This is a genomic window from Sphingomonas koreensis, from assembly GCF_002797435.1.
Taxonomy (GTDB): Bacteria; Pseudomonadota; Alphaproteobacteria; order Sphingomonadales; family Sphingomonadaceae; genus Sphingomonas; species Sphingomonas koreensis.
The window spans coordinates 2012851-2036510 of record NZ_PGEN01000001.1 but is presented as its reverse complement, the minus strand read 5'-3'; the positions used below and the strand labels follow the sequence as shown (position 1 = coordinate 2036510).

The 23660-nt window shown below is 67.4% G+C and carries 26 protein-coding genes and 1 tRNA gene; 10 read left to right on the top strand and 17 right to left on the bottom strand.

What is annotated here, in order from left to right; genetic code table 11:
* Positions 1–57: 57 nt before the first annotated feature.
* The 3 genes from BDW16_RS09510 to rpoZ all read right to left on the bottom strand — a co-directional run bounded on the left by BDW16_RS09510 (position 58) and on the right by rpoZ (position 2921).
* Positions 58–1062 carry a hypothetical protein gene (locus BDW16_RS09510; protein ID WP_066578963.1) on the bottom strand — a complete coding sequence of 335 codons (1005 nt, stop codon included), beginning with the start codon at positions 1060–1062 and terminating at the stop codon, positions 58–60.
* Positions 1059–2432, bottom strand: coding sequence for a glycosyl transferase family protein (locus BDW16_RS09505; protein WP_241230557.1), 1374 nt, complete (start codon positions 2430–2432; stop codon positions 1059–1061). The genes BDW16_RS09510 and BDW16_RS09505 overlap by 4 nt, the downstream gene beginning before the upstream one ends.
* A 144-nt stretch (positions 2433–2576) precedes the next feature.
* Positions 2577–2921, bottom strand: coding sequence for a DNA-directed RNA polymerase subunit omega (rpoZ, locus tag BDW16_RS09500; protein WP_066578961.1), 345 nt, complete (start codon positions 2919–2921; stop codon positions 2577–2579).
* A 124-nt stretch (positions 2922–3045) separates the two neighbouring features.
* Here rpoZ and BDW16_RS09495 point away from each other — a divergent pair, with 124 nt between their 5' ends.
* Positions 3046–4266 (top strand): phospholipase D-like domain-containing protein, encoded by a 1221-nt coding sequence (locus BDW16_RS09495; RefSeq protein WP_066578958.1) that lies wholly within the window; start codon positions 3046–3048, stop codon positions 4264–4266.
* Between the two features lie 30 nt (positions 4267–4296).
* Here the strand turns inward: BDW16_RS09495 and BDW16_RS09490 are convergent, their stop codons facing one another.
* From BDW16_RS09490 to BDW16_RS09470, 5 genes are all read right to left on the bottom strand, one after another.
* On the bottom strand, positions 4297–4620 hold the full coding sequence (locus tag BDW16_RS09490) for a hypothetical protein (protein ID WP_066578957.1): 324 nt from the start codon (positions 4618–4620) through the stop codon (positions 4297–4299).
* 61 nt (positions 4621–4681) lie between these two features.
* On the bottom strand, positions 4682–5521 hold the full coding sequence (locus tag BDW16_RS09485; protein WP_066578954.1) for a metallophosphoesterase: 840 nt from the start codon (positions 5519–5521) through the stop codon (positions 4682–4684).
* The gene (locus tag BDW16_RS09480; RefSeq protein ID WP_066578952.1) at positions 5518–7566 is read right to left on the bottom strand and encodes an NAD(+) synthase; all 2049 of its coding nucleotides are present in this window, start codon (positions 7564–7566) and stop codon (positions 5518–5520) included. Before BDW16_RS09480 ends, BDW16_RS09485 begins: the two co-directional genes overlap by 4 nt.
* The gene (locus BDW16_RS09475) at positions 7566–8078 is read right to left on the bottom strand and encodes a CinA family protein (RefSeq protein ID WP_066578951.1); all 513 of its coding nucleotides are present in this window, start codon (positions 8076–8078) and stop codon (positions 7566–7568) included. Before BDW16_RS09475 ends, BDW16_RS09480 begins: the two co-directional genes overlap by 1 nt.
* A gap of 45 nt (positions 8079–8123) precedes the next feature.
* Positions 8124–8840 (bottom strand): murein L,D-transpeptidase catalytic domain-containing protein, encoded by a 717-nt coding sequence (locus BDW16_RS09470; RefSeq protein WP_066578948.1) that lies wholly within the window; start codon positions 8838–8840, stop codon positions 8124–8126.
* A 283-nt stretch (positions 8841–9123) separates the two neighbouring features.
* On the opposite strand from BDW16_RS09470, the gene BDW16_RS09465 reads away from it, so the two are divergent.
* Complete coding sequence (locus BDW16_RS09465) at positions 9124–9867, top strand: L,D-transpeptidase family protein (RefSeq protein WP_066578945.1); 744 nt, start codon at positions 9124–9126, stop codon at positions 9865–9867.
* Here the strand turns inward: BDW16_RS09465 and BDW16_RS09460 are convergent.
* From BDW16_RS09460 to BDW16_RS09430, 7 genes are all read right to left on the bottom strand, one after another.
* Positions 9864–10709, bottom strand: coding sequence for a lysophospholipid acyltransferase family protein (locus BDW16_RS09460; protein WP_066579116.1), 846 nt, complete (start codon positions 10707–10709; stop codon positions 9864–9866). The genes BDW16_RS09465 and BDW16_RS09460 overlap by 4 nt on opposite strands.
* A gap of 56 nt (positions 10710–10765) precedes the next feature.
* Positions 10766–11188 (bottom strand): Fur family transcriptional regulator, encoded by a 423-nt coding sequence (locus BDW16_RS09455; RefSeq protein WP_066578943.1) that lies wholly within the window; start codon positions 11186–11188, stop codon positions 10766–10768.
* Between the two features lie 121 nt (positions 11189–11309).
* The gene (locus BDW16_RS09450) at positions 11310–11726 is read right to left on the bottom strand and encodes a Ros/MucR family transcriptional regulator (protein ID WP_066578940.1); all 417 of its coding nucleotides are present in this window, start codon (positions 11724–11726) and stop codon (positions 11310–11312) included.
* Positions 11727–11835: 109 nt separating this feature from the next.
* Positions 11836–12312, bottom strand: a complete 477-nt coding sequence (locus BDW16_RS09445; RefSeq protein WP_066578937.1) for a GNAT family N-acetyltransferase — start codon at positions 12310–12312, stop codon at positions 11836–11838.
* The gene (gene tsaB, locus BDW16_RS09440) at positions 12309–12953 is read right to left on the bottom strand and encodes a tRNA (adenosine(37)-N6)-threonylcarbamoyltransferase complex dimerization subunit type 1 TsaB (RefSeq protein ID WP_066578935.1); all 645 of its coding nucleotides are present in this window, start codon (positions 12951–12953) and stop codon (positions 12309–12311) included. Before tsaB ends, BDW16_RS09445 begins: the two co-directional genes overlap by 4 nt.
* The gene (locus tag BDW16_RS09435; RefSeq protein WP_066578930.1) at positions 12946–13539 is read right to left on the bottom strand and encodes a malonic semialdehyde reductase; all 594 of its coding nucleotides are present in this window, start codon (positions 13537–13539) and stop codon (positions 12946–12948) included. The genes tsaB and BDW16_RS09435 overlap by 8 nt, the downstream gene beginning before the upstream one ends.
* Positions 13539–14111 carry a NifU family protein gene (locus BDW16_RS09430; protein WP_066578928.1) on the bottom strand — a complete coding sequence of 191 codons (573 nt, stop codon included), beginning with the start codon at positions 14109–14111 and terminating at the stop codon, positions 13539–13541. The genes BDW16_RS09435 and BDW16_RS09430 overlap by 1 nt, the downstream gene beginning before the upstream one ends.
* A 152-nt stretch (positions 14112–14263) precedes the next feature.
* Here BDW16_RS09430 and infA point away from each other — a divergent pair, with 152 nt between their 5' ends.
* The 5 genes from infA (at position 14264) to BDW16_RS09405 (ending at position 16361) form a co-directional block, all read left to right on the top strand.
* Positions 14264–14482, top strand: coding sequence for a translation initiation factor IF-1 (infA, locus tag BDW16_RS09425; protein WP_066578926.1), 219 nt, complete (start codon positions 14264–14266; stop codon positions 14480–14482).
* Positions 14483–14540: 58 nt separating this feature from the next.
* On the top strand, positions 14541–15110 hold the full coding sequence (locus BDW16_RS09420) for a Maf family protein (RefSeq protein WP_066578923.1): 570 nt from the start codon (positions 14541–14543) through the stop codon (positions 15108–15110).
* A complete protein-coding gene (locus BDW16_RS09415) occupies positions 15103–16038 on the top strand; it encodes a ribonuclease (protein WP_066578922.1) in 936 nt (311 codons plus the stop codon). The genes BDW16_RS09420 and BDW16_RS09415 overlap by 8 nt, the downstream gene beginning before the upstream one ends.
* Positions 16035–16229, top strand: a complete 195-nt coding sequence (locus BDW16_RS09410) for a DNA gyrase inhibitor YacG (protein WP_066578919.1) — start codon at positions 16035–16037, stop codon at positions 16227–16229. Before BDW16_RS09415 ends, BDW16_RS09410 begins: the two co-directional genes overlap by 4 nt.
* A 56-nt stretch (positions 16230–16285) precedes the next feature.
* A tRNA-Phe gene (locus BDW16_RS09405) sits at positions 16286–16361 on the top strand.
* Positions 16362–16382: 21 nt separating this feature from the next.
* Here BDW16_RS09405 and epsC read toward each other — a convergent pair.
* A complete protein-coding gene (epsC, locus tag BDW16_RS09400) occupies positions 16383–17309 on the bottom strand; it encodes a serine O-acetyltransferase EpsC (RefSeq protein WP_066578916.1) in 927 nt (308 codons plus the stop codon).
* Between the two features lie 87 nt (positions 17310–17396).
* A complete protein-coding gene (locus BDW16_RS09395) occupies positions 17397–17885 on the bottom strand; it encodes an asparaginase domain-containing protein (RefSeq protein ID WP_066578913.1) in 489 nt (162 codons plus the stop codon).
* Between the two features lie 169 nt (positions 17886–18054).
* On the opposite strand from BDW16_RS09395, the gene BDW16_RS09390 reads away from it, so the two are divergent.
* From BDW16_RS09390 to BDW16_RS09380, 3 genes are read left to right on the top strand one after another with little or no spacing between them, the layout of a single operon-like run.
* Positions 18055–20214, top strand: a complete 2160-nt coding sequence (locus tag BDW16_RS09390; RefSeq protein ID WP_241230558.1) for a polysaccharide lyase 6 family protein — start codon at positions 18055–18057, stop codon at positions 20212–20214.
* Positions 20211–22385, top strand: coding sequence for a heparinase II/III domain-containing protein (locus BDW16_RS09385; protein WP_066578911.1), 2175 nt, complete (start codon positions 20211–20213; stop codon positions 22383–22385). Before BDW16_RS09390 ends, BDW16_RS09385 begins: the two co-directional genes overlap by 4 nt.
* Positions 22382–23653, top strand: coding sequence for an MFS transporter (locus BDW16_RS09380; protein WP_083954317.1), 1272 nt, complete (start codon positions 22382–22384; stop codon positions 23651–23653). Before BDW16_RS09385 ends, BDW16_RS09380 begins: the two co-directional genes overlap by 4 nt.
* Positions 23654–23660 lie beyond the last annotated feature (7 nt).

Genomic DNA, 23660 nt, shown 5'->3' with positions numbered 1-23660 from the left:
CAGGCCATGCCTAACCCCTGAACGCGGCATGCGGAAGGCGTGAGCGGCCTGAATCGCCTAGAAATCGGCGCCGAGGCTGAGCGCGGGGCCGGAGCCGGGGCGCGCATCCCCGGCAACCCGCTCGCGCCAGTCGATCGCGACGCGCACCGCGCTCTCCCCGACCGGCAGGCTGGCGACCGCGGTCGGGCCGATATCGAGCCGCGTCGCGCCGCGTTGCGCCGCTCCCCAGGCCCCCGCGCCGACATCAAGCCGGGCTCGGCCGGCGGCGGCGATCTGGCGCGTGACGCGCAGCGCGCCGTCGGCAAAGGGATCGACGCGGTTGCGCACCACGGCACCCGCCTGGCCATAGGCTTCGAGGCTGAAGTCGAGCGGCAGCGGGACGGCGTAGACCCCTGCGACGACGCCCAGCGCCGGCCCGCCCGGCGCGCCGTCCAGGCCCGCGCGATACTCGGCAATCACGCGGACCGGTGCGGCGGTGGGCTGCCATTCGATTCCGGCCGTGGCTTCGCTGCCCCGGCCAGCGAGCGGTGCGGTCACCCGCGCAAACAGCGCGATCCTGCCGCTGCCGGGATGATAGGCAACACGCAGCCCCGCCTGGTCCCCGCCCAGCAGCGGCCCGTCCGCCGCGGCGCCGCGGCGGGTGACGAGCCATGCGCTTGCCGACCATCGCGAAGGCTGGGCGGCTTGGGGGAGTGCGGCCGCCGGCGCGCGCGGCGGCAAGACGCCGGGGGGGACCCCCAGCACTTCCTCACGCCCGAAGGCGACGAGGCCGAGCATGGCCAGGTTCACGCGCGCCGGGTCGCCGCGTTCGGCCATCGGGCCGGGCAGCAGGGGTGGAATGGCGGTCAATGGCGAGGTCGTTCGCCTGGCCGGGGCGGGGGATGCCGCGGCGCCCGTCCGCAGCACGGGTTGGGTGGCGGCCTGCGCCGGGCGGAGCGGGAATGCCGCTTCGATCGCTTGCGGGAGCGTCGCGCCTTCGGGCCAGAGCATGATCGTGCGCGCGCTCGCCCAGCCAAAGGCGACCAGCGCGACGAAGCGCAGCGGCCGCCCCCGTCCGGTCACGCGACACCGCTTTCGCCGGGGAAATGATGGGGGGTCTTGTCCCATACCGCGGGCTTGCCGCGCAGCGTAGGCAGATAGATCGCCATGGCCCGGCGCGCCGCCAGCAGCGCGACGAGGTTCGCGACGAACAGCCGCGGGATCGATAGCAGCGCTTCGACCGGCCCGAAGGCGCGTGCAGTGAAGAGCATTCGCATCGCAATACGCCAGCCGAGCAACGCGAAATTCGCGGCAAGCAGGGGCCGCAATGCGCCTTCGGGCGCTGGCGGCACGGTGCCGGCGGCAAGGTAGATGCCGAGCGAGATCCCCCAGGCGACGAGTGCGAGATAGGCGATGGCGAGAATCGGGATCGCGAGCGTCGCGCGGCGATCGCGCATCCGCATCCAGTGTTCGCCGATCGAGCCGCCCGCCGCCCAGCCGGTCCGGTCCCATCCGGCAAGCGCGATCCCGGTCATCCACCGCGCCTTCTGGCGCACCGCGGCGCCGAGCGAGGCGGGGAAATAGGCGCGCACCGCGACCAGCGCGCCGCGGGAATCGCGGGTGCGCACGAGCTTGGTCCGCCCGCCCATCGCCGCGACGGTGAGGCCCAGCTCATAGTCCTCGGTCAGGCTCGATTCGTCGAAGGGCACGCCGCCGCGCGTCGCAGCGATCTGCCCCAGCAGGACGCGATCGATCGCACAGCCGACTCCGGCGAAGGGCAAGGCCGCGCCCAGCGCCTCGCGTACCGGAAGCACCTTGCCATGCGCTTCGGCGAACTCGTCGAGATAATGGCCTGCGATCAGCGGCGAGCGTCGATCGGGGAGCGGCAGCACCGGAATCTGAACCGCCTGATGGTCGCTCAGCCAGGCGGCCATCAGCCCGAGTTCATCGGGATGAACTACGTCTTCGGCATCGTGGAGGACGATCGCGCGAGCGGCCCCTTCCACGGCTTCGTCGCGCAGCAGCGCGCGCCACAGGGCGTTGAGGCAATCGGCCTTGGTCGTCCCGCCCGGCCGGGGATTGACCACCATGCGAATGCGATCGTCCGTGACGGCGACTGCGCCGACGGCAGCGATGGTCGCGGGATCGTTGGGATAGACGCCGACATAGATGCGATAGTCGGCATAGTCGTACCGGCCGAGCGCGGTCCGCAGCATCGCGCCGATCACCGCAGCTTCGTCCCAGGCCGGAACGAACACTGCCATGCGGCCGCCGTCGCGCAGCGGTGCGCGCTGCGGATCGGGCCGCCGCCAGGCACGCAGGCGCGTGCTGAAATAGACCCAGTCGACCGCAAGATCGTCGATCCCGCCGATCAGGAATCCGATCGCGGCGAACAGCACAGCCTCGTGCGCGACGGCGCCGATCGCCGGAATGATCGCATCGATTGCCGGCAACGGCTTCCCCCCGAGTCGGATGGTTCATTGTCCGATTCGGAGCGGAAAGGATCAAGTGGTTGCTACGACCTCGGAAAATACGAAAAACGCCGGCATCCCCGAGGGATACCGGCGTCTGAATTCGCGAGATTGATCCGAAGCGGATCAGCCGTCGTAGTCGGCACCCAGGTTCTGGTTGCGCGGCGGCGCGGCGGCGGTGAGGCGCAGCGCCTCAGCCGAAGCCGCGAGCGAGCCGACCTCATCGGGTGCTTCCTCGTCGTCGATCTGCACGCGCTGCAGGCTGCCGACCAGCGACTCTTCGAGATTATCGGGACGGACGGTCTCTTCGGCGATCTCGCGCAGCGCGACGACCGGGTTCTTGTCGCGATCGCGCTCGAGCGTCAGTTCGGCGCCGCCCGAGATCTGACGCGCACGCTGTGCGGCAAGCAACACCAGATCGAACCGGTTCGAGACCTTGTCGACGCAATCCTCGACTGTGACGCGCGCCATGAAACGCTTCCTTCGGGCAGAGATACAGGAAAGGGGGCCAATTAGGGATACGCCCCGCCAGAGTCAAGAAAATCGGGAGCGCGGGGCTGGCGATGCCGGCGCGCTTGGTGCAATGCCTGGCGCGATGGAGCAGGCCGAACCGATCCAACCCGCAATTTCTGCCGGTCTGCCTGCCGAACCGCCGCCACAGCCGGTCTTCGCGATCGACGGCAACCGGCTGACCCTGCTCGACACCGGCCCGCGCCGGCTCGACACGCTGCTCGGCCTGATCGAGGGTGCGCGCAAGTCGCTGCGGCTGCTCTACTATATCTACACCGACGACGCCGTGGGCGAGCGCGTCCGCGATGCGCTGGTCGCCGCAGTGGCGCGCGGGGTCGAGGTGAAGCTGATCGTCGACGGTCTCGGCAGCGATCCCGCCTATGACAACGACTTCTTCGCGCCGTTGCGCGCGGCGGGCGGCAATGTCTGCTTCTTCGTGCCGCGCCTCGGGCGCCGCTATCTGCTGCGCAATCACCAGAAGGTCGCGCTGGCCGACGCCGAGACGGCGGACGCGCGCATCGTGATCGGCGGGTTCAACATCCAGGACGATTATTTCGAGGGACCGGGCAGCGACGGCTGGCGCGACCTGGGGCTGCTGGTCGAGGGGCCGGCGGCGGCGCGACTGTCGGGCTATTTCGACGCGCTGTGGCGCTGGGCAAGGCGGCCGCGTGCGCCGCTGCGCGTGCTGCGCCGGGCGCTTGCGGAATGGAGCGAGCCGGAGGGCAGATTGCGCTGGCTGCTCGGCGGGCCGACGCGCAGGCTTTCACCCTGGGCGCGCGCGGTGCGCCGCGATCTCAAGCATGCGCGGCGGATCGACATCCTTGCCGCCTATTTCTTCCCGAGCCCGGCGATGCTGCTGCGCCTGGGCCGCGCGGCGCGGCGCGGCGGGCAGGTGCGGGTGATCGTGCCGTCGATCACAGACAATTATCTGACGCTCTACGCGGCGCGCTTCACCTATCGCGGGCTGCTGCGGCGCGGCGTGCGGGTGTTCGAATATCTGCCGGCCAAGCTGCACACAAAATTGTTCGTGATCGACGAGGCGGTGCAGATCGGATCGGCCAATTTCGACATGCGCAGCCTGTTCCTGAATCTGGAGGTGATGCTGCGGATCGAGGACCGCGCCTTTGCCGCGCATGTCCGCTCCTATGTCGACGCCGAAGTGGCGCGCTCGCTGGAGATCACGCCCGCGCTGCATCGCGCCCGCACGGGCCTGTGGACGCGGATCAAGCAGGCGGCGGTGTATCTGGTCGTCGGCGTGCTCGACTATCGCGTCACGCGCTTCCTCAATTCCGGGCCGCGCGATTAGCCCGGGCGCGGTACGCCCGGGCAATCTGGCTTACTTGATCGCGGCGAGGTTCTTCTCGGTCTTGGCGAGTATTTCGGGCGTCAGCTTGTCCGCTGCGTAGCTCGAGAGCTGCTTGAGGCTCATGCCCTTGAACATCTCGTAGGATTCATGCGTGGACAGGCCGGGGAGATCGGCGTCGAGCACCGCCTTTGCCTTGGGGTCGGCGACCAGATCCTGGACCGGGGTGTCGAGGTTGAACTTGGCAGCGGCTGCGGCGGTGGCAGGCGCCGCGGCGGCCGGTGCCGGCGCGGTCTGAGCGAGCGCGGCAGGCGCGAGCGATACGGCCGCAAGCGCGGCGAACAGGGCAGTCTTCATGCGGAAAATCCCTCCCAACGGCGCGCGCGAATCGCGGCCGGCCCATGGGGCGGTGCAGAGCCTAGCGCGGCGATGCGACGCGCGCGAGAGGGCCGAGCGTGACCATCCAGAAATCGGGCGGCGCGCCGAAGCGGAAGGGCAGCACGCTGGTGCCGAGGCCCGCCGACACGATGGTGGTGCGGCCGGGCTCGCGGACCAATCCGCAGGCATAGCGTTCGCCATAGCGCGAGGCGGTGGCGAGGTAGCCGATCAGTGGCAGCACGATCTGGCCGCAATGGGTGTGTCCGGCCAGGACGAGGCCGAAGCGCTGGGGCAGGAGCGGGGCGATGTCGGGGCTGTGGCTCAGCACGACGGTGGGGCCGGGCAAGGCGGCTGCCGATCGCATCAGGGCTTCGACATCGGCGTTACGGGTGTGAATGTCATCGATGCCGGCAAGGGTGACCGGACCGGCACGCACCGCCTGATTGACCAGGACCGGGATTCCGGCGGCGGCGACCGCGTGTCTCATCGCGGGTCCATCGCGCCAGTGATCGTGGTTGCCGAGAACGGCATAGACGCCGAGCGGGGCCTTGAAGCCTTTGAGCGCGGCGGCGATCTCGGCCTCCGAATAGAGGCGGGTGCGCAGCGTCCGATCGCCGCTGAGATCGCCCGCGATCAGGATGAGGTCGGGCTTTTGCGCGTTCACCTGTTCGGCGATACGTGCCATCCGCTCGGGCCCGAGGTCCGGGCCCTGGATATGCAGGTCGGCGAGCAGCGCGACGCGGACCGGCGGCGTATCCGCGGGCCAGCTCCGGAAGGCGACATTGGCGTGGCGCACCACCGGATCGGCGGTGGCGTTGACATAGCCGAGCACCGGCACCGCCAGTGCGAGCAGCAGCAGGACGGCGAGGACGCGCTTCACTTGGGGACGTTGGCGTCCAGCTCGTCGAGCCAGGGCTTGGCGCTGCCGTCCGACGGCGCCCTCCAGTCGCCGCGCGGGCTGAGCGCGCCCCCCGGCGAGACCTTGGGGCCGTTGGGGATCGCGCTGCGCTTGAACTGGCTGGTCACGAAGAATCGGAACAGGAACTTCTCGAGCCAGCTCCGGATCGTCGCGAGATCATAGGCCGCGCGCGCGGCCGCGGGGATGCCGGCGGGCCATTCGCCCGCCGCGGCATCCTTCCAGGCGTGCCAGGCGAGGAACGCGATCTTTGACGGCGGCGCGCCCTGACGGATGGCGTAGTGGAGGAAGAAGTCGTTGAGCGCGTATGGCCCGATCTTCTCCTCGGTGCTCTGCAGCGCGCCGTCGGCGCCGGCGGGGACGAGTTCGGGCGAGATTTCCTGCGCGAGGATCGCTTCGAGCACCTTGTCGGTAGCCGGATCGAACTGATCGGTCGCGACGCACCAGCGGATCAGGAACTGGATCAGCGTCTTGGGCACGCCGGCATTGACCGCATAATGCGACATGTGATCGCCGACGCCATAGGTGCACCAGCCCAGCGCCAGTTCGGAAAGGTCGCCGGTGCCGACGACGAATGCGCCGCGCTGGTTGGCGAGGCGGAAGAGATAATCGGTGCGCAGCCCCGCCTGCACATTCTCGAAGGTGATGTCGTAGACCGGCTCCCCGTCCGCATAGGGGTGGCCCATGTCGGTGAGCAGCTGGTTCGCGGCGGGGCGGATGTCGATCTCTTCCCCAGTGACGCCGAGCGCCTTCATCAGCGCCCAGGCGTTGGCCTTGGTCCCGTCTCCGGTCGCGAAGCCGGGCATGGTGAAGCCGAGGATGTTGGCACGGGGCAGCCCGATCCGGTCCATCGCCTTGGCCGCTACGATCAGCGCGTGCGTAGAATCGAGGCCGCCGGAGATGCCGATGACGAGGCGCTGCGACCCGGTCGACTCGATGCGCTTGCGCAGCCCCTCGACCTGGATGTTGAAGGCCTCGTAGCAATCCTCGTCGAGCTTCTCGGGCGTGTTGGGGACGAAGGGGTAGCGGCGCAGCTTCCGGTGAAGCCCGATATCGTCGAGGCCGCCCTTGTGCGCGAAGCCGACGCGACGGAACTCGCTCTCGGGATGCCCGGTCGCGGCGGCGCTGTCGTTGAAGGTGCCGAACCGCATCCGCTCCTGCCGGATCCGGGCGACGTCGATATCGGCGAGGATCATCTCCTCCTCGACATCGAAGCGGCCCGATGCGGCGAGGAGCTCGCCCAGCTCATGGATCAGGCTTTGCCCGTCCCAGGCGAGGTCGGTCGTGCTTTCCCCCGGCCCCGAGGCGGAGAAGACATAGGCAGCGATCGCGCGTTCGGACTGCGCCGCGCACAGCATCGCGCGCTGGCGCGCCTTGCCGATCGTGACGTTGGATGCGGAGAGGTTGCAGAGGATCGCTGCCCCGGCGAGCGCGCCATAGGTGGACGGCGGGATCGGTGCCCAGAAATCCTCGCAGATCTCGGCATGGAAGACGAAATCGGGCAGATCGTCGGCAGCGAAGATCAGGTCGGGGCCGAACGGCACGGTCTGGCCGGCCAGCTCGATCTCGCCCGACAGGCCTAGGCCCGAAGCGAACCAGCGCTTCTCATAATATTCGCGATAGTTGGGCAGGAAGGTCTTGGGCACCACCCCCAGCACGCGCCCGCGCGCGATGACGACAGCGCAATTGTAGAGGCGGCCGTTGCGTTCGAGCGCAGCGCCCACGACCAGCACGGGCTTGAGCTTGGCGCTTGCGGCGATCAGCTTGGTCAGCCCAGCGCGGGTCGCGCGCAGCACCGCGTCCTGCAGATGCAGATCGTCGAGCGCATAGCCGGTGATGCCCAGTTCGGTGAAGACGAGCAGGTCGGCGCCCGCCTCATCGCCCTGCTTCGCCAGCGCGATGTGCGATTCGGTGTTGGCGGCGATGTCGCCGACCGTCGCGCGCGGGGTGCAGGCGCCGACGCGCACCAGACCATGGGAGTGGATCGAGTAGAAACGGTGCCTCGTCATCAGTTCCCCTTCACCGCTTCTGCGATCATCTCCAACGCCACCCGCATGCATTCGATCCGAACGGGTCCGCGGCCGATGTCGCCGAAATGCGCTTCGCGATGCGCGGTGTCACGCCCTTTCCGTGCGCAGGCGAAATGAACCAGCCCGGGCTCGTCGCCTGGTCCGGCGGGACCGGCGAAGCCGGTGATCGCCAGCGCGATGTCGGCGCGGGACGCGGCGAGCGCGCCGATGGCCATCGCCACCGCCACCTCGCGACTGACGGCCCCGCAACGCTCGACGAAATCATGGGCGATGCCAAGCAGCTCGCACTTGGCATCGACCGAATAGGTGACGAAGCCGCGCTCGAAGGTGGCGCTGACGCCCTCTACATCGGTGAGCAGCGAGGCCAGCATGCCGCCGGTGCAGCTTTCGGCGGTGGCTAGGCTGAGCTTTCGGGCGCACGCGGTTTCGAGCACGGCACGCGCGGCGCGATCGACTTCGTCGGGAAGGACCGGGGACAGGGTTTCCGTCATCGCTCGGTCTTAGCCGCGCCAGGCCGGGCGCGCCAATAACCCGGGTCAGGCGGTCTTTTCGGCGTAGATCATCCGGCCTTCGCCAAGCAGGGTGAAGACCTTGTCGAGCTCGTTCTGGCCGACCGCGAAACAGCCCTGGCTGCGGCCGAGCTTGCCGTGCCGAGCGATCATGTCGGCGTTCGAATACCAGGCGGCGTGGATCACGATCGCGCGATCGAGTGCGTTGTTGTTGGTCGAATCGAGGCCGATCAGCCGCTGCGAGAGCTGGTGCTTGCCGACATAATAGTTTGAGGCGAGGAACGCGCCCTCGCAGGTCGCTTCCGAATTCACCTCGTTCGAAAAGCGCTGGAGCATCCCGGTATGCTCGGGATCCGAACCAATGCCGTGCGAGACCAGCATCGAGCGCACCGCGCCATTGTGAAGATCGACGAAATGGAAGCGCAGCCGCGAGGAGGGCAGCGAGAAATCGGCGATGGCGATGCGATCCTGCTGGCGGATGCGGCTGCCGTGGCGCTGGAGCGCAGCCATGGCGCGCTCGAACAGTTCGGGGCGGATGCCGCGCGGGGCGGTGGAGAGCTGGGCCGGCTGAGCGATGGCCGTGGCGACCGGCGGGGGAACCGGGATGGGCGCAGCGGGGGCGGGGACCGCGGCCGTGGTGACGGTACGTGCGGCGCACCCTGCCAGTAGTCCTGTACCCGCGACCGCAGCCGCGGACTTGAGAAAAGCACGGCGCGAAGCCACCGCGTCGATCAGTTCATTCATGCGCTGCCTGCGCCCCGACTAAAACTCGCTCTGCGGCAGAATATAGCAAATGAATCTTCCGATTCGCCTGAACAACTCCCCGCAAAGCCACCGGTTCACCCCATCTGTGGCTCGGTTTGTCGTTGGGCAACGGCCGTAGCGGGATCGCGACGCCGATGGATTCAGCTTTTAAACCGGCGGTTTGCATGGCACCCGTTTGGGCAAGGCGTCGTTAACCATCGGCGAGTCGAGGCGGAGAATGGTCAGCGTGCGGGCAGGGTTGCGGGGGATTCTGGGGGGCGGAATGGGCATCGCGCTTGCTCTTGCGATCCCAGCCGCCGCCCAACAGATCCACGCTTCGGGCGATGAGGAACTGCTGCTGCGCAACGGCCAATGGGCCTGGCTTGAAGACGCGGTCTTGCAGAAAGCAAGCGGCCCGGCCGCGGTCTCGATCCTGATCAGCCTGCCTGGCCAGATCGCCTATGTCTATCGCGACGGGGTGCTGATCGCAGCCTCTACGGTCTCGACCGGCAAGCGCGGCAAATCGACCCCGGCGGGCGAGTTCACGATCCTGCAGAAGCGCGAATTCCACCGCTCCAACCTGTACAGCAACGCGCCGATGCCGTTCATGCAGCGGCTGACCTGGACCGGGATCGCACTGCACGCCGGGGTGCTGCCGGGTTATCCCGCCTCGCACGGCTGCATCCGCTTCCCGCGCGAATTCGCGCGGCGGCTGTTTGAGATCACCGAGCTCGGCGGTCAGGTTTCGGTCGTGAACTACGAGATCGAGGATCCGCGGGTGCGCCGTGGCGTGCCGCGACTGGTGGTGGCCGAACAGGTCGTGAAGCCGCCCGATCCGCCGCCTTTCCTGCGCACCGATCCGGCGATCTTCCAGGCCGGCGCGTTCGATCAGGTCACGGCCAGCAATGACGTCATCATCCCGGTGGTCGAGACGCGCGATGTGGTGAGCGAGGGCGGTGTCGCTTTCGCACCGCTGGAACCCGTGGTGCAACCGCTTCCCGGGAAACGCGCTGAAACCGACAATTAGTCGCTCGGCGGCGTGTAGTTCACCGGCCCTACCGGCCAGGCAAAGGGGCGCAGCGGCCCGCCGAGCGCGGCGACCAGCGCCTCCTCGATCCGGCGACGGCTTTCGGCGGCGATCGCCTTGCGGCCCGGAAAGTCACGCGGATCGAACGGCTCGAGGAAGTGGATGCGCAGCGGAAAGCTGTGCCGGCGGGCGAGCACGCGCCGGGCATTGTTGATCCCGCCTTCCTCGCCGACCCAGCCGATCTCTTCACCGACCGCGCCATAGTCGAGCAGCACCGGCTGGACCATCACGCCGGGCGGGGGCGGCTCGAGCACGCGCAGCATCGGCGTCTTGAACGGGAGCAGCGAGCGGCCGTCGGTGGTGGTGCCTTCGGGAAAGACGGCGATCGCCCAATTGTCGGTCAGCGCGTCGCGCAGCTGATTGATCTGCTCCGCGACACCCATCCGGTTCTCGCGCTTCACATAGACGGTACGATTGAGGCTCGCGAGCCAGCCGACGACCGGCGTCTCCCCGATTTCCGCCTTGGCGACGAAGGCGGTACCGCTGGCCCCGCCGAGCGCCAGGATGTCGATCCAAGACAGGTGGTTGGAGATGTAGAAGACGTCGCGGCGCAGCGGGATGCCGATCACTTGGACCCGCGCGCCCGCGATCCTCCCGACGCGGCGCAGGAACCAGCGCGGCCAGGGCGAGGGCAGGTGCAGCAGCCGCCACAGATAATGCATCGGCACATGGCTGAGCAGCGTAAGCAGCAGCAGCCCGATTCGCCGCCAGAAGCGGAAGGTTTCGGACGGGGTGAGTTGCGTCCGCTCGCCGCGCGCGGCGGCGATGCGGCGTTGCGTCAAGCTCTCCCCCCGGCCGGGCAGGTCAGCGGTGCCCGTCGAGGCTTCGGCCAACAGGCCTACGCTTTCCGGTCGAGGGCAACGCCGTAGAGTTCCATGCGGTGATCGACCAGCCGGAAGCCGAGGCGTTCGGCGATCTGCTTCTGGAGCAACTCGAGCTCGGGATCGACGAATTCGATCACCTTGCCGGTTTCAACATCGATCAGGTGATCGTGATGCGCTTCGGGCGCGGGTTCGTAGCGCGCGCGGCCGTCGCCGAAATCGTGGCGATCGAGGATTCCCGCCTCCTCGAACAGCCGGACGGTACGATAGACCGTCGCGATCGAGATGCCGGGATCGATTGCCGACGCGCGGGCATAGACTTTCTCGACATCGGGATGGTCCTCCGCTTCGGAGAGGACACGGGCGATCACCTTGCGCTGCTCGGTGATGCGGAGACCCTTTTCGTGACAAAGGGCTTCGAGATCGATCTTGCGGGCCATGGCGGTGATGTAGCGACAATCGGCCCGAGAAAAAAGGGACCAAGAACGAACAACGCCGGCCCGGGCCATGGCCCAGACCGGCGTTTCCGTTTGAGCGGCACCACCGCCCTATCAAGAAAACTCAGCGCTTGCGGCGCTTGGTGCCGAGGCCGATCTTCTTGGCGAGGCTGCGGCGCTGCTCGGCATAATTGGGTGCGACCATCGGATAGTCGGCGGGGAGGTTCCACTTGGCGCGATACTGTTCGGGCGTCATCTGATAGTGGGTCATCAGGTGGCGCTTGAGCATCTTGAGCTTCTTACCGTCCTCAAGGCAGACGATATAGTCGGGCTTGATCGAAGAACGGATCGAAACCGCCGGCTCCTGCTTCTTTGCTTCAGGTTCGGGCGCCTTGGTGCCAAGACCGGCAAGCGCGCCATGAACATTCGCGATCAGCAGCGGAAGATCCGAGACTGCGACACTGTTGTTGCTGACATGCGCAGCGACGATATCCGCGGTCAGCGTGACCAGCGTTTCCTGCATGTCGTTCTGAGCGTCCATGGTGATCCTTTCGTACTGATGCGACGGCCGCAAGGTTACACGCCGTGCTGCGCGCTATTGATCGGGAAACGATCGATTGCAAGTGCAGTTGCAGTGCTGTTCGTCGATTTCAGCGGATGTGTTTTGAAAACGTGTGTGCGTCGAACAGTTTACCGTCGTTTCCACGATAGTAATCGTGGCGCTCGCCGATCTTTTCGAAGCCTTCGTTTCGGTAAAGCCTGATCGCTTCATTGTTGGCGCGCACTTCCAGGTGCAGCATCTCTGCGCCGCGTTCGTGCGCGTCGGCGACGATCGAGCGGAGCAATGCCGTGCCGATGCCGCTGCGGCGGAATGCGGGCCGGATGGCGAGCAGCAGCAGTTCCGCTTCGTCCGCCACGGCGCGGGCCAGCGCGAAGCCGGCGGGCCGGTTGCCGCTCCAGGCGATGCTGAACCAGACGCCGGGCAGTGCGATCATCCCCAGACACTGGCTGGGGGTCCATGCCTCGCCGAAGCGAGGGTCGAACGCATCGGCCATGATGGCGTTGAGCATCGCGATATCGGCGGGTGTGCCGTGAACGATCTCGACGATCTGCGGCGCCGTGCTCATCTTGCCGGCGGGATGGCGGGCAGGGGTTTGGCGTCCGGCGCCCGGCCATAGATGGGACGGGCGGCCAGAGCTGTGAAGCCGGGGTCGATCAGCGCCACCCCGGCCGCGCGGGGCAGCGCCTCGCGCAGATCGAGCGAGGGGTCCAGCGCAGCGAGGTGGCGGATGCCGTTGCCCGCTGCGACGGCGCCGCCCAGCGCAGCGAGCGCCGCTTCGGGCTTGAGCGAAGCGAACGGACCCGTTTCGGTCAGCGGGCGGGTGAAGCGCTGCATGAAGACTTCACCATGTCCTCCTTCGAGGACGGCGGCAAGCGTGGACAATTCGGGGTCGGCGGCGAATGCGGCAGCGGCGACCAGCGGAAGCGACGAGAAGCCGGCGATGCTCGCGCCCCAGCCAAGCGCCAGGCCGCGCGCCGCGGCGATCCCGACGCGGATGCCGGTGAAGCTGCCGGGGCCGCAATCCACGAGGATATGGTCCGCGCGGCCGCCATCGGGCAGCTCGGCGATCATTGGGATCAACCGCTCGGCATGGCCGCGGCCGACCTCCTCATGCCGTTCGGCCACGACCGCGCCGCCGCGGATCAGAGCGACGGAGCAGGCGGCGGTGGCGGTTTCGATGACGAGGGTGAGCGGCGCGTCAGGCAATCTGGTTGAACTGCCCGAATTCAGGCCGCGGGCTGCGGCCGAAGATGCTCGCCGGATCGCCCTTGCCGAAGGTCGCGATGAAATTGGCGTGGACCGAGGGCTGGTCGGCGAAGAAGGCGGCGTCGACCTTCGCAGCGTCGAAGCCCGACATCGGCCCGGTATCCCAGCCCAGCGCGCGTGCGGCGATCAGGAAATAGGCGCCCTGCAGCGAGGAATTGCGCAGCGCGCCCTCGACCCTGTTCGCCTGCGGTCCCTCGAACCAGCTCTTCGCGTCGGTGTGCGGAAACAGCCAGGGCAGCTGCTCATGGAAATCATAGTCCATGCCGATCACCACCGCTGCGGGCGCGGCGCTGATCTTGGGCGCGTTCTTCTCGCTCGCGCAGGCGGCGAGCTTGTCCTTCGCCTCCTGGCTGAGGCACCAGACGAAACGTGCCGGCTGCATGTTGGCCGAGGTGGGCCCCATCTTGAGCAGGTCGTAGATGGCGCCGATGTCCGCTTCGGTCACTTCGCCCGGAAGATAGCCGTTATAGGTGCGCGCGGTACGGAAGATCGTGTCGAGGCCGGCCTCGTTCAGCGGCGTTCCCATCAGACGGCACGCACTTCGGTGACTTCGGGCACATAATATTTGAGCAATTGTTCGATCCCGTTCTTGAGCGTCGCGGTCGAGGAGGGGCAACCCGAACAGGCGCCCTGCATCTGCAGATAGACCTTCCCCTTGTCGAAGCCTCGATAGACGATATCGCCGCCGTCATTGGCGACCGCGGGGCGGACGCGCGTCTCGATCAGGTCCTTGATCTGGGCGACGATGTCTGCGTCCTCGGGATCGTCGGTAAAGCTTTCCTCGGCCGGAACCGAGAAGCCAGCCGCGCTTCCCTGCCGGAACAACGGCATGTTCGCGCTGAAATGGTCGAGCAGGATGCCGAGCACGTCGGGCTTGAGGCCCGTCCAGTCGACGCCGGGCGCCGCGGTCACCGAGATGAAATCGCGGCCGAAGAACACGCCGGTGACGTCGCCGAGGTTGAACAGCGCTTCGGCCAGCGGCGAGGCTTCGGCCTCCTCGGGAGTCGCGAAATCGCGGGTGCCGGCATCCATCACGGTACGGCCGGGCAGGAACTTCAGGGTTGCCGGGTTGGGCGTGGCTTCGGTCTCGATCAGCATGGCCCCCATGTGGCCCCGAATGCGCGTCGCATCAAGCGAACAGCGGGAAAGTCATTGTTGCCGTAACGCGACGCAAACTGTGCCGCTTTCCTTTTGCGTCAAGGAAGAGTAAGGCACCGCGTCTTTTTTCCGCTCCATCGCTAGAGGTTTGTTTGGCCAAGGAAGAACTGCTTGAAATGCGCGGCCGGGTTGTGGAGCTTCTCCCCAACGCCATGTTCCGCGTCCGGCTCGAGAATGATCACGAGATTCTGGGCCACACCGCCGGCAAGATGCGCAAGAACCGCATCCGCGTTCTGGTGGGCGACGAAGTGCTCGTCGAATTGACGCCCTATGACCTGACCAAGGGCCGCATCACCTATCGCTTCAAGTGATCGGCTGCGCGTCAGCCGATCATCCCCGCTCAGGCGGGGATCCATTCTAGAGAATCCCATGCGGCTCGTGCTCGCTTCCACATCGCCGCGCCGCCGTGACTTGCTCGTGCGCATCGGCGTCGCGCCCGATTCCATCGCCGCCCCGGACATCGACGAAGCACCGCTGAAGGGCGAGCTGCCGCGCGCCTATGTGCAGCGTATCGCGCTCGGCAAGGCGCAGGCGGTCGCGCGTGCGGACGACGAGATCGTGCTGGCGGGCGATACTACCATTGCCGTCGGCCGCCGCATCCTCGGCAAGCCGGAGGACGAGGCCGATCTGCGCCGCATGCTGGGGCTGTTGTCGGGGCGGCGGCACCATTGCCTGTCGGCCGTGTGCCTGATCGATGCGACCGGCAAGGCACGCATGCGGCTGTCCGATACCATCGTCGCGTTCAAGCGGCTGACCGATGCCGAGATCGACGCTTATGTCGCGAGCGGCGAGGGGATGGGCAAGGCAGGCGGCTATGCCATCCAGGGTCGCGCCGAGGCGTTTGTGCGTTTCCTGTCGGGAAGCCATTCGGGCGTCGTCGGTCTCCCGGTGTTCGAGACCCGCGCACTGCTGGAGAGTGCGGGCTACCCCCTTGGCTGAGTGGCTGTACGAGGCGGGGATCGGTGAGAACCGCGCGGCGCTGGTCGCGCGCGGGGTGATCTGGAAAGCGGCGATCGAACTGCCCGGCCTGCGCACCGGCACCGTCGCGCGTGCGCGCCTGATCGACCGGGTCACCGGCAAGATCCAGCTCGACAGCGGCGAGGAGGCGCTCTGCGACCCGCTTCCCCCCGGCATCACGCAAGGCGGGAGCTTCACTGCACGCATCGTGCGCGAGGCGATCGCCGAGATCGGGCGGGCCAAGCTTCCCAAGGCGGTTCCCGCCGATGCGCCGCCAATGCCCGGCCCCGATCTGCTCACCCGGATCAAGGCGACCGATCTGCCAGTGCGGCAGCTGCGCGCCCACGAACCCGATCTGCTCGAGGATGCGGGCTGGTCCGAGCTGCTCGAGGAAGCGGCGAGCGGCGAGATCGCCTTTGCCGGCGGCGCGCTGCGCATGGTGGTGACGCCCGCGATGACGTTGTTCGATGTCGATGGCGCCGCTCCGCTTGGCGTGCTCTCGATCAGCGCAGCGCATGCGATCGCGCAGGCGATGGAGCGGATGGAGATCACCGGATCGGTCGGGATCGACTTTCCGACGCTGGCCAACAAGAATGAACGCAATGCAGTGGCGGAGGCGATCGACGCCGCGCTGCCGCAGCCGTTCGAGCGGACGGCGATGAACGGCTTCGGCTTCCTCCAGATCGTGCGGCGGCGCCAGCGCATGTCGCTGCCCGAACAGCTGGCCGCCGATCCGGCGGGTGCCGCGCTGCGTGCCGAGCTGCGTCGGCTGGAGCGCCTTCCCCCGCCGGCACCCGATACCCATATCCTGCATCCGGCGCTGTTGCGCCGGTTGGAGCGCGAGCCCGAATGGGTCGCGGAGCTGCACCGCCGCACCGGCGGACGCACGAAGTTTGTGGAGCAAAAGTGAAACGCGACGATTGCCCGATCTGCGGCAAGCCGGGCGATCCGGCGTTCAAGCCCTTCTGCAGCCGCGGCTGCAAGGACCGCGACCTGCTGCAATGGCTGGGCGAGGGATATCGCCTGCCGGGTGCGGCGATCGACCCCGAAGATGCGGAAGGTGCGCAAAGCAGGCTGGACAGCGGCGAATCCCGCGACTAAGAGCGCGCCTTCCGGTTCAACCCGGAAGCATATACGTCCCCGGCTTCGCCGGTTGGGCCCGGGTAGCTCAGTTGGTAGAGCATGCGACTGAAAATCGCAGTGTCGGCGGTTCGACTCCGTCCCCGGGCACCACTTTCCCCAGGATTCGGCTGATCAATCGCCGAGCTGGCGCGTGCGCAGCGCGGGCAGCTCGACCAGACTGTCTTCGGGCACGTCGTCGCGCAGCCAGACATTGCCGCCGATCCGGCTGCGTGCACCGACATCGATCGGGCCGAGCAGCACCGCGCCTGGAAAGATCACGACATCGTCCCCGATCCGCGGATGCCGACGCGTCCGGGTGTCGCCGCGATGCGCAGCTCCCGCCGGGATCGGCTCGCCGCCCAGCGTCACGCCCTGATAGATGCGCACCCGGTCGCCGATCACCGCTGTCTCGCCGATGACGATGCCGGTGCCGTGATCGATGAAGAAGCTGCGCCCGATGCGCGCAGCGGGGTGGATGTCGATCCCGGTTTCGCCATGCGCCACCTCGGCGATCACCCGTGCCACCAGCGGCGCGCCGAGCGCGTGGAGGCGGTGCGCGAGCCGGTGGTGGATGATCGCGGCGATCGATGGGTAGGACAGCAGTACCTCGTCGACGCTGCGCGCGGCGGGATCGTTGGCATAGCCGGCCGCGACATCCTCATCGAGCAGGCGGCGGATGCCGGGCAGGCTCTCGGCGAAGTCGGTCAGGATATGCTCGACCGCATAGCCTTCCTCGATTCGCGAGATGCCGGGGCGGGCGATGCGCAACTCCAGCTCGATCTGCGCGCCGAGCTGGGAGAGAGTGGATTCGAGCGTCGCTTCGACCCAGGCGTTCTCGTTGCTCGCGGTCAATTCGGGCGGGCCGAGACGGAGCGGGAAGAGTGCGGTGCCCAGCTCGCGCAGCAGCCGCGCGAGCACCCGGCGTGACGGGAATTCGATGCCCTGCTCGGCATGGCGGTCGTGGCCCTGCCGCCATTCGCAGCGCGCGTCGCGCAGGCCGGCGACTAACCGCTCAAGATTGCGCGGATAGATTTCCACCATCGCCTGCTGCCTGCCCATGATCGATCTCCGTCTAAACTCCTATCTAATAGATAGGATATGATGCGGGCCGAAAGATAGTTCTGGTTCAGCGGCGCAAAGCCGGAGTCAGATTGGAACGAAGCTGTTGCGGCTGCGGTCCTTGCGCACGCTGCCCGCGGCGAAGACGGTGCCGTTCATCGCGATCCAAACGCCCGGTTCGGCCGCGACCTGCACCGTGGCGAAGGCCATGCCCAGGTTGAACGCGGCGTCGCTCTCGGCGAAGCGCGCGGGGGCGAGTGCGCCGAGCAGCGCGACGCGTTTGCCCGGAATGTCCTTCAGCGCGGCGGCGGTGTCGGTCATCGTATCGGTGCCGTGGGTGATGACGATGCGATCCTCGGGCGCATCGCGCACTGCCTGTGCGATCGACGCGCGATCCTCGTCGGTCAGCTCGAGGCTGTCCTTGCGCATCAGCTCGACCACGCGGACCTCAAGCGCCGAGCGGGCGACCGCGAGCAGTCTCGCCACGACGCTGTCGCCGATCTGATATTCGCTCAGCGCATCGAAATAGAGTTTGTCGATGGTGCCGCCGGTGGTGAGGATCAGGATGTCTGCCATGCGCGCGCCTATAGCGGGGCGAGGCGCTGCGGCAAAGCCGGACCGGCGCCCGGCGAGGCGAGCAATGACGGTAATATACCAATTCTGATAAGTGGTATAATCATCACTTGAACAGTTTATGCCACTTGGTTAGTCCAGTGTGCAGAACAGATCGAAAGGAGCGGACGGCATGCGGGCAATGGGGGCGCTGGTCACATGCGTGCTGCTGGCGCCGCTTCCTGCGCTGGCCGCCGATCATCTGGTGCGCGATCAGGCTGCCTATGCCGCCGCGGTCAAAAGGGCAGCACCGGGCGATCGTATCCTGCTTGCCGACGGCGAATGGCGCGATTTCCAGATCGTCTTTTCGGGCGAGGGGACCGCGGACAAGCCGATCACGCTCGCCGCGCAGACACCGGGCAAGGTCATAATTTCCGGCCAGTCGAACCTGCGCATCGGCGGCGCGCATCTGGTGGTGTCGGGTCTGATTTTCCGCAACGGCTTCTCGCCGACCAAGGAGCTGATCGCCTTCCGCCGCGACTCCAAGACGGTCGCGCGCAATGTGCGGCTGACGCAGATCGTCGTCGACCATTTCACCAACCCCGACCGGCGGGCCGAGGATATCTGGGTCGCGATCTACGGCACCGACAACCGGGTCGATCACAGCTGGTTCGCGGGCAAGGGGAATGCCGGGGTGACGCTGGCGGTGATCAGGCCCAAGGGGCAGCCGCAGAAGAATCGCGCGCGGATCGACCATAATTATTTCGGCCCGCGCCCGCCGCTCGGCTCCAATGGCGGCGAGACCATCCGTATCGGCACCAGCGACGAATCGCTGAGCGATTCGAACAGCGTGGTCGAGCGCAACTGGTTCGAGCATTGCGACGGCGAGGTCGAGATCGTTTCGATCAAGTCGGGCGCGAACATCATTCGCAGCAACATGTTCGTGGAGTCGCAGGGCGCGGTCGTCCTGCGCCATGGCAACGGCAATCTGGTCGAGCGCAATGTATTCATGGGGCGCGGCAAGCCCAGCACGGGCGGCATCCGGGTCATCAATCGCGACCAGATCGTCCGCGACAATTACCTCGAGGGCATCACCGGCACTTCGTTTCTGAGCGCGATCGCGGTGATGAACGGCGTGCCCAACTCGGCGATCAACCGCTATCATCAGGTCGCCAATGCCCGGATCGAGCGCAACTCGATCATCGAGGCGGCGCGCGTGACCTTTGGCGCGGGCGCCGACGCCGAACGCAGCGCCCCGCCGATCGACAGCTGGTTCGAGCGCAACCTGATCGCCAATGCCGACGGCAAGGATATCGTGCGCTTCGAGGGCGCCGTGACGGGCATGGCGTTGGCTGGAAACGTGAAGCAGGCAGTCAAGCTCGAGCGCGCCGCCAACGGCCTGCTCTATCCGGCCGAGCCGTCGGTGACCGCAGGCGCTCCGCGCGACCTCGTCGTGTTGAAGCGCGGCGAGGTGGGGCCCGCCTGGTACCCGAAGGATGCACCTGCGAGTGTGGCGGGACGCGAGATCGCGGCACCCGCCAGCGACGGCATGCTGGCCAAGGCGGTGGCGGGCTCCTCCGCCGGCGACACCGTCCGCGTCGCCGCCGGCATCCATCGCGTCACCGCACCGATCGTAATCGCGCACCCGCTGACGATCACCGGCCCGCGCGAGGCGGTGATCGAGAGCGCGTCCCCGACCCTGTTCCAGCTGCTTCCCGGCGGCAGCATCGTCCTTCGTGGCGCGACCTTCTCCGGCGCCGCCTCACCGGCTGCGGCGGGCAACGCACTGGTTCGCGCGCCGCAGTCGGTGAGCACTTCGAATTATCGCGTAACGCTGGAGGGTGTCGCGGTGCGCGACCTCAACGCGCCGGGCTTCGACGTATTCGCGGCGACCCCGGCGACGTTCGCCGACAAGGTCGAAGTACGCGGGTCGAGCTTTGCGAGGGTCAGCGGCGCGATCGTCGCCGCGGCGGCCGAGATCGGCGCCAAGGGGCTTTACAGCGCCGAGGCGATCGAGATTGTCGACAACCAGTTCGCCGATGTCGCGACCGTGGCGAACGTCACGCGGCTGGGCACGGACGAGAGCACGTTCGGCCCGCATTTCACGATGACCGGCAACGACGTGGCGCGCGGCGGCGCGGTACGGCTGTCAGGCGTCCAGCGGGTCGAGATCGCGCGCAACCGCTTCGCCGATGCCGCGGGGATCGAGGTGGCGAACAGTGTCGGCGCGCCGGTCGTGCGGATCGCCGACAACCAGTTTGCCGCGACGCCGGAGCCGCGCGTCACCAACCTCTACGAACAGGGCAGGCCAGATGTGACGCTGGCCGGCAACAGCGTGGAGGGCCGCCCGTGATCCGCGCCGGGATCATCGCCGTCTTGCTCGCCAGCACCGCGCCGGCATTGGCGCAGGATGCGGCGCCCGTGCTCGCGAGCACGGAGGCGTATCGCGCCATGGCGGCGGACGGCGCTCGCGCCCCGTTGTTCGCGCGCGAGCTGGCCTCGGCGAAGAAGGCGGTCGAGGCCGGCATCCGCGCGGGCATCGATGTGCCGGTGCCTAGGGATCGCGGCGGCGGGCCGACGCATGAGCGGCACAAGGCCAATTACAAGCTCATCCAGATGGCGGGAACGCTCTACCGGGTGACCGGCGACAAGCGCTATGCGGACTATGTCCGCGACATGCTGCTGGCCTATGCCAAGCTCTACCCCGGCCTCGGCAAGCATCCCGCCGCCGCCAATCAGGTGCCCGGACGGCTGTTCTGGCAGAGCCTCAACGACAGCGTGTGGCTGGTCCATGCGATCCAGGGCTATGACGCGGTGCGCGGCGACCTCACGCCCGCCGATCGCAGGACGATCGACGATAATGTGTTCCGCCGCATGGCCGCCTTCCTGACCGGCGAACCGGCGACGTTCGACCGCATCCACAACCACTCGACCTGGGCCAATGCCGGGGTCGGCATGACCGGCTATGTGCTGCGCGACAAGCTGCTGGTGGAACAGGCACTCAAGGGCAGCGACCGCAGCGGCAAGGTCGGCTTCCTGCGCCAGCTCGACCTGCTCTTCTCGCCCGACGGCTATTATGCCGAAGGGCCATACTATCAGCGCTACGCGCTTCAGCCCTTCGTCGTGTTCGCGCAGGCGATTCAGGACAATGAGCCCGAGCGGAAGATCTTCGACTATCGCGACGGCATCGTGCTCAAGGCGATCCGTACAGCGGTACAGACGACGTATGCGGGCTATTTCTTCCCGATCAACGATGCGATGCCCGACAAGAGCCTCAGGACCGAGGAACTCTATCAGGGCGTGGCAATCGGCTATGCCGCGAGCGGCGACGCCGGGCTGCTCGGCATCGCGGAGTGGCAGAACAAGGTCGCGCTGTCGCCGCAGGGCTTCGCGGTCGCGCGCGATCTCGCTGCGGGCAAGGCCAAGCCGTTCGCCTTCGCCTCGGCGCTGCTGCGCGACGGACCGGAGGGGAAGGACGGCGCGCTCGCCATCCTGCGCTCGGGCGCAGAGGACAAGGCACAGGTCGTCGTCGCCAAGAACACCGCCCAGGGCATGGGGCACGGCCATTTCGACAAGCTGAACTGGCTGCTCTACGACGATGGCAACGCCATCGTGACCGACTACGGCGCGGTGCGATTCCTGAATATCGAGGCCAAGGACGGCGGGCGCTATCTGCCCGAGAATGACAGCTGGGCGCAGCAGACCATCGCCCACAACACGCTGGCGGTGAACGAGACCAGCCATTTCAATGCGAAGCTCAAGCCCGCCGAAGCGGTGTCGCCGGTGCAGCTTGGCTTCAAGGGCGAGGGGCCGACCCGCTGGTCGATCGGCGAGATGGCGGGGGCCTATCCCGGCGTCACCTTCCGCCGCGCGCTGGTCCAGCTCGATATGGGCAAGAACCCGCCGCTGGTGCTCGACCTGCTGACCGTGAAGAATGCGGGGACGGCGACCTATGATCTGCCGCTGCACTTCGCCGGGCACATCATCGACACCGATCTCAAGCTCGCGTCGAACGTGACCACGCGGCCGGTGCTGGGCAAGGCGAACGGCTATCAGCACCTCTGGGTCGATGCGACAGCGCGGCTGGCCAACGGGCAGGGCCGGGTGACCTGGATCACCGGCGGCCGCTTCTACACCTATCGCATGGCCACCGCCGGTGCGCAGGTGATCTTGGCCGAAAGCGGCGCCAACGATCCGCGCTTCAACCTGCGGCGCGAGCCCGTGGTGATCCAGCGGATCGCGGGTGCGGGCGACGCCGCGTTCGTGAGCCTGGTCGAACCGCACGGCCGCTACGATGCATCGAGCGAGACCACGACCGGCAGCCGCAGCGCGGTGACCGGCCTGTCGATGAGCGAGGCGGGCGGCGCGCGCATCGCGACGATTTCGATGGCCGGCGGGCGGCAGATCCTCGTCGCCATCGCGGCGGATACGACAGCGGACAAGGCGCACAGCGTCACCGTGAACGGGCGCAGGCTCGAATGGCGCGGACCGGTCGGCCGGTTCGACGGAGAGGCAGGCAAATGAAATCGGGTTTCCGCTGGTGGATCATCAGCCTGATCGCGGTCGCGACCGTGATCAACTACATCGACCGCAACGCGCTCGCCGTGATGTGGCCCGCGGTCGCCAAGGACATTGGCGCCGGCAAGGAAGATTATGCGCTGCTGGTGACCATCTTCATGGTCTTCTACGCGCTCGGCCAGTCGCTGTTCGGCAAGATCTTCGACGTGGTCGGCACGCGAATGGGCTTTGCGATCTCGATCATCGTCTGGTCGCTGTCCATCGCAGCGCATTCGATGGTCCGGTCGATGGCGATGCTGGGCGTGCTCCGCGGCACGCTCGGCATCAGCGAGGCGGGCAACTGGCCCGGCGCGGCCAAGGCCAACGCCACCTGGTTCCCCCGCTCCGAGCGCGCCTTCGCTCAGGGTATCTTCAACGCGGGCGCCTCGCTGGGCGCGATCGTCTCGGCGCCGCTGGTGGCGATCCTGTTCGGCCTGGTCGGCTGGCGCACCGCCTTCCTGATCGTCGGCGTACTGGGCTTCCTTTGGCTGCTGCCCTGGATCTGGGTCTACAAGTCGGATCCCGACGCGCATCCCTGGCTGAGCAAGGCCGAGCGTGACCATATCCTGGGCGCGAACGAGCGTGTCGACGGTGATGCCAGGCCCGCCGGCTACGCCCCGTCGATGGGCCAGCTGCTGCGCCACAAACAGGCCTGGGCGGTAATGGCAGGGCGCTTCTTCCTCGACCCGATCTGGTGGCTGTTCGTCTCGTGGCTGCCGATCTACCTCAACGAAAGCTTTGGCTTCGACGTCAAGCAGATCGGCATGTTCGCCTGGGTGCCGTTCGTCGGCGCGATGCTCGGCTCGCTCTCGGGCGGCTGGCTGTCGGGCAAGCTGATCCAGCGCGGCTGGAGCGCGGACAAGGCACGCAAGCTCGCCATCACCTTGGGCTGCGTCATCATGCTGCCCGCGCTGCTGCTTACGGCAACCGCGTCCACGCCACTCTATGCGGTGCTGCTGATCGCGGCGATCCTGTTCGGTTTTCAGGTCGCGATCAACAACATCCAGACCCTGCCGAGCGACTGGTTCGGCGGCGGCGCGGTCGGCTCGCTCGCCGGGATCAGCGGCACCGCCGCGGTCGCGGGCACGCTGGTCACCACCTGGCTCGTGCCGGTGATGACCAAGACGAGCTTCGCGCCGATCTTCATCCTCGGCGCGGCGCTCGTGCCGCTCTCCCTCCTCTGCATCTGGCTCGGCGGCCGGATCGAACCCGTTCAACCCAAAACCGAAAACTAAGGGGCTT

Coding starts and splice junctions, on each gene's coding strand:
- rpoZ (WP_066578961.1), bottom strand. CDS start 2,921: ATGGCGCGCGTCACAGTCGAGGATTGCGTCGACAAGGTCTCGAACCGG.
- BDW16_RS09495 (WP_066578958.1), top strand. CDS start 3,046: ATGGAGCAGGCCGAACCGATCCAACCCGCAATTTCTGCCGGTCTGCCT.
- BDW16_RS09490 (WP_066578957.1), bottom strand. CDS start 4,620: ATGAAGACTGCCCTGTTCGCCGCGCTTGCGGCCGTATCGCTCGCGCCT.
- BDW16_RS09480 (WP_066578952.1), bottom strand. CDS start 7,566: ATGACGAGGCACCGTTTCTACTCGATCCACTCCCATGGTCTGGTGCGC.
- BDW16_RS09475 (WP_066578951.1), bottom strand. CDS start 8,078: ATGACGGAAACCCTGTCCCCGGTCCTTCCCGACGAAGTCGATCGCGCC.
- BDW16_RS09470 (WP_066578948.1), bottom strand. CDS start 8,840: ATGAATGAACTGATCGACGCGGTGGCTTCGCGCCGTGCTTTTCTCAAG.
- BDW16_RS09465 (WP_066578945.1), top strand. CDS start 9,124: ATGGGCATCGCGCTTGCTCTTGCGATCCCAGCCGCCGCCCAACAGATC.
- BDW16_RS09455 (WP_066578943.1), bottom strand. CDS start 11,188: ATGGCCCGCAAGATCGATCTCGAAGCCCTTTGTCACGAAAAGGGTCTC.
- BDW16_RS09450 (WP_066578940.1), bottom strand. CDS start 11,726: ATGGACGCTCAGAACGACATGCAGGAAACGCTGGTCACGCTGACCGCG.
- BDW16_RS09445 (WP_066578937.1), bottom strand. CDS start 12,312: ATGAGCACGGCGCCGCAGATCGTCGAGATCGTTCACGGCACACCCGCC.
- BDW16_RS09435 (WP_066578930.1), bottom strand. CDS start 13,539: ATGGGAACGCCGCTGAACGAGGCCGGCCTCGACACGATCTTCCGTACC.
- BDW16_RS09430 (WP_066578928.1), bottom strand. CDS start 14,111: ATGCTGATCGAGACCGAAGCCACGCCCAACCCGGCAACCCTGAAGTTC.
- BDW16_RS09420 (WP_066578923.1), top strand. CDS start 14,541: ATGCGGCTCGTGCTCGCTTCCACATCGCCGCGCCGCCGTGACTTGCTC.
- epsC (WP_066578916.1), bottom strand. CDS start 17,309: ATGGGCAGGCAGCAGGCGATGGTGGAAATCTATCCGCGCAATCTTGAG.
- BDW16_RS09395 (WP_066578913.1), bottom strand. CDS start 17,885: ATGGCAGACATCCTGATCCTCACCACCGGCGGCACCATCGACAAACTC.
- BDW16_RS09390 (WP_241230558.1), top strand. CDS start 18,055: ATGCGGGCAATGGGGGCGCTGGTCACATGCGTGCTGCTGGCGCCGCTT.
- BDW16_RS09380 (WP_083954317.1), top strand. CDS start 22,382: ATGAAATCGGGTTTCCGCTGGTGGATCATCAGCCTGATCGCGGTCGCG.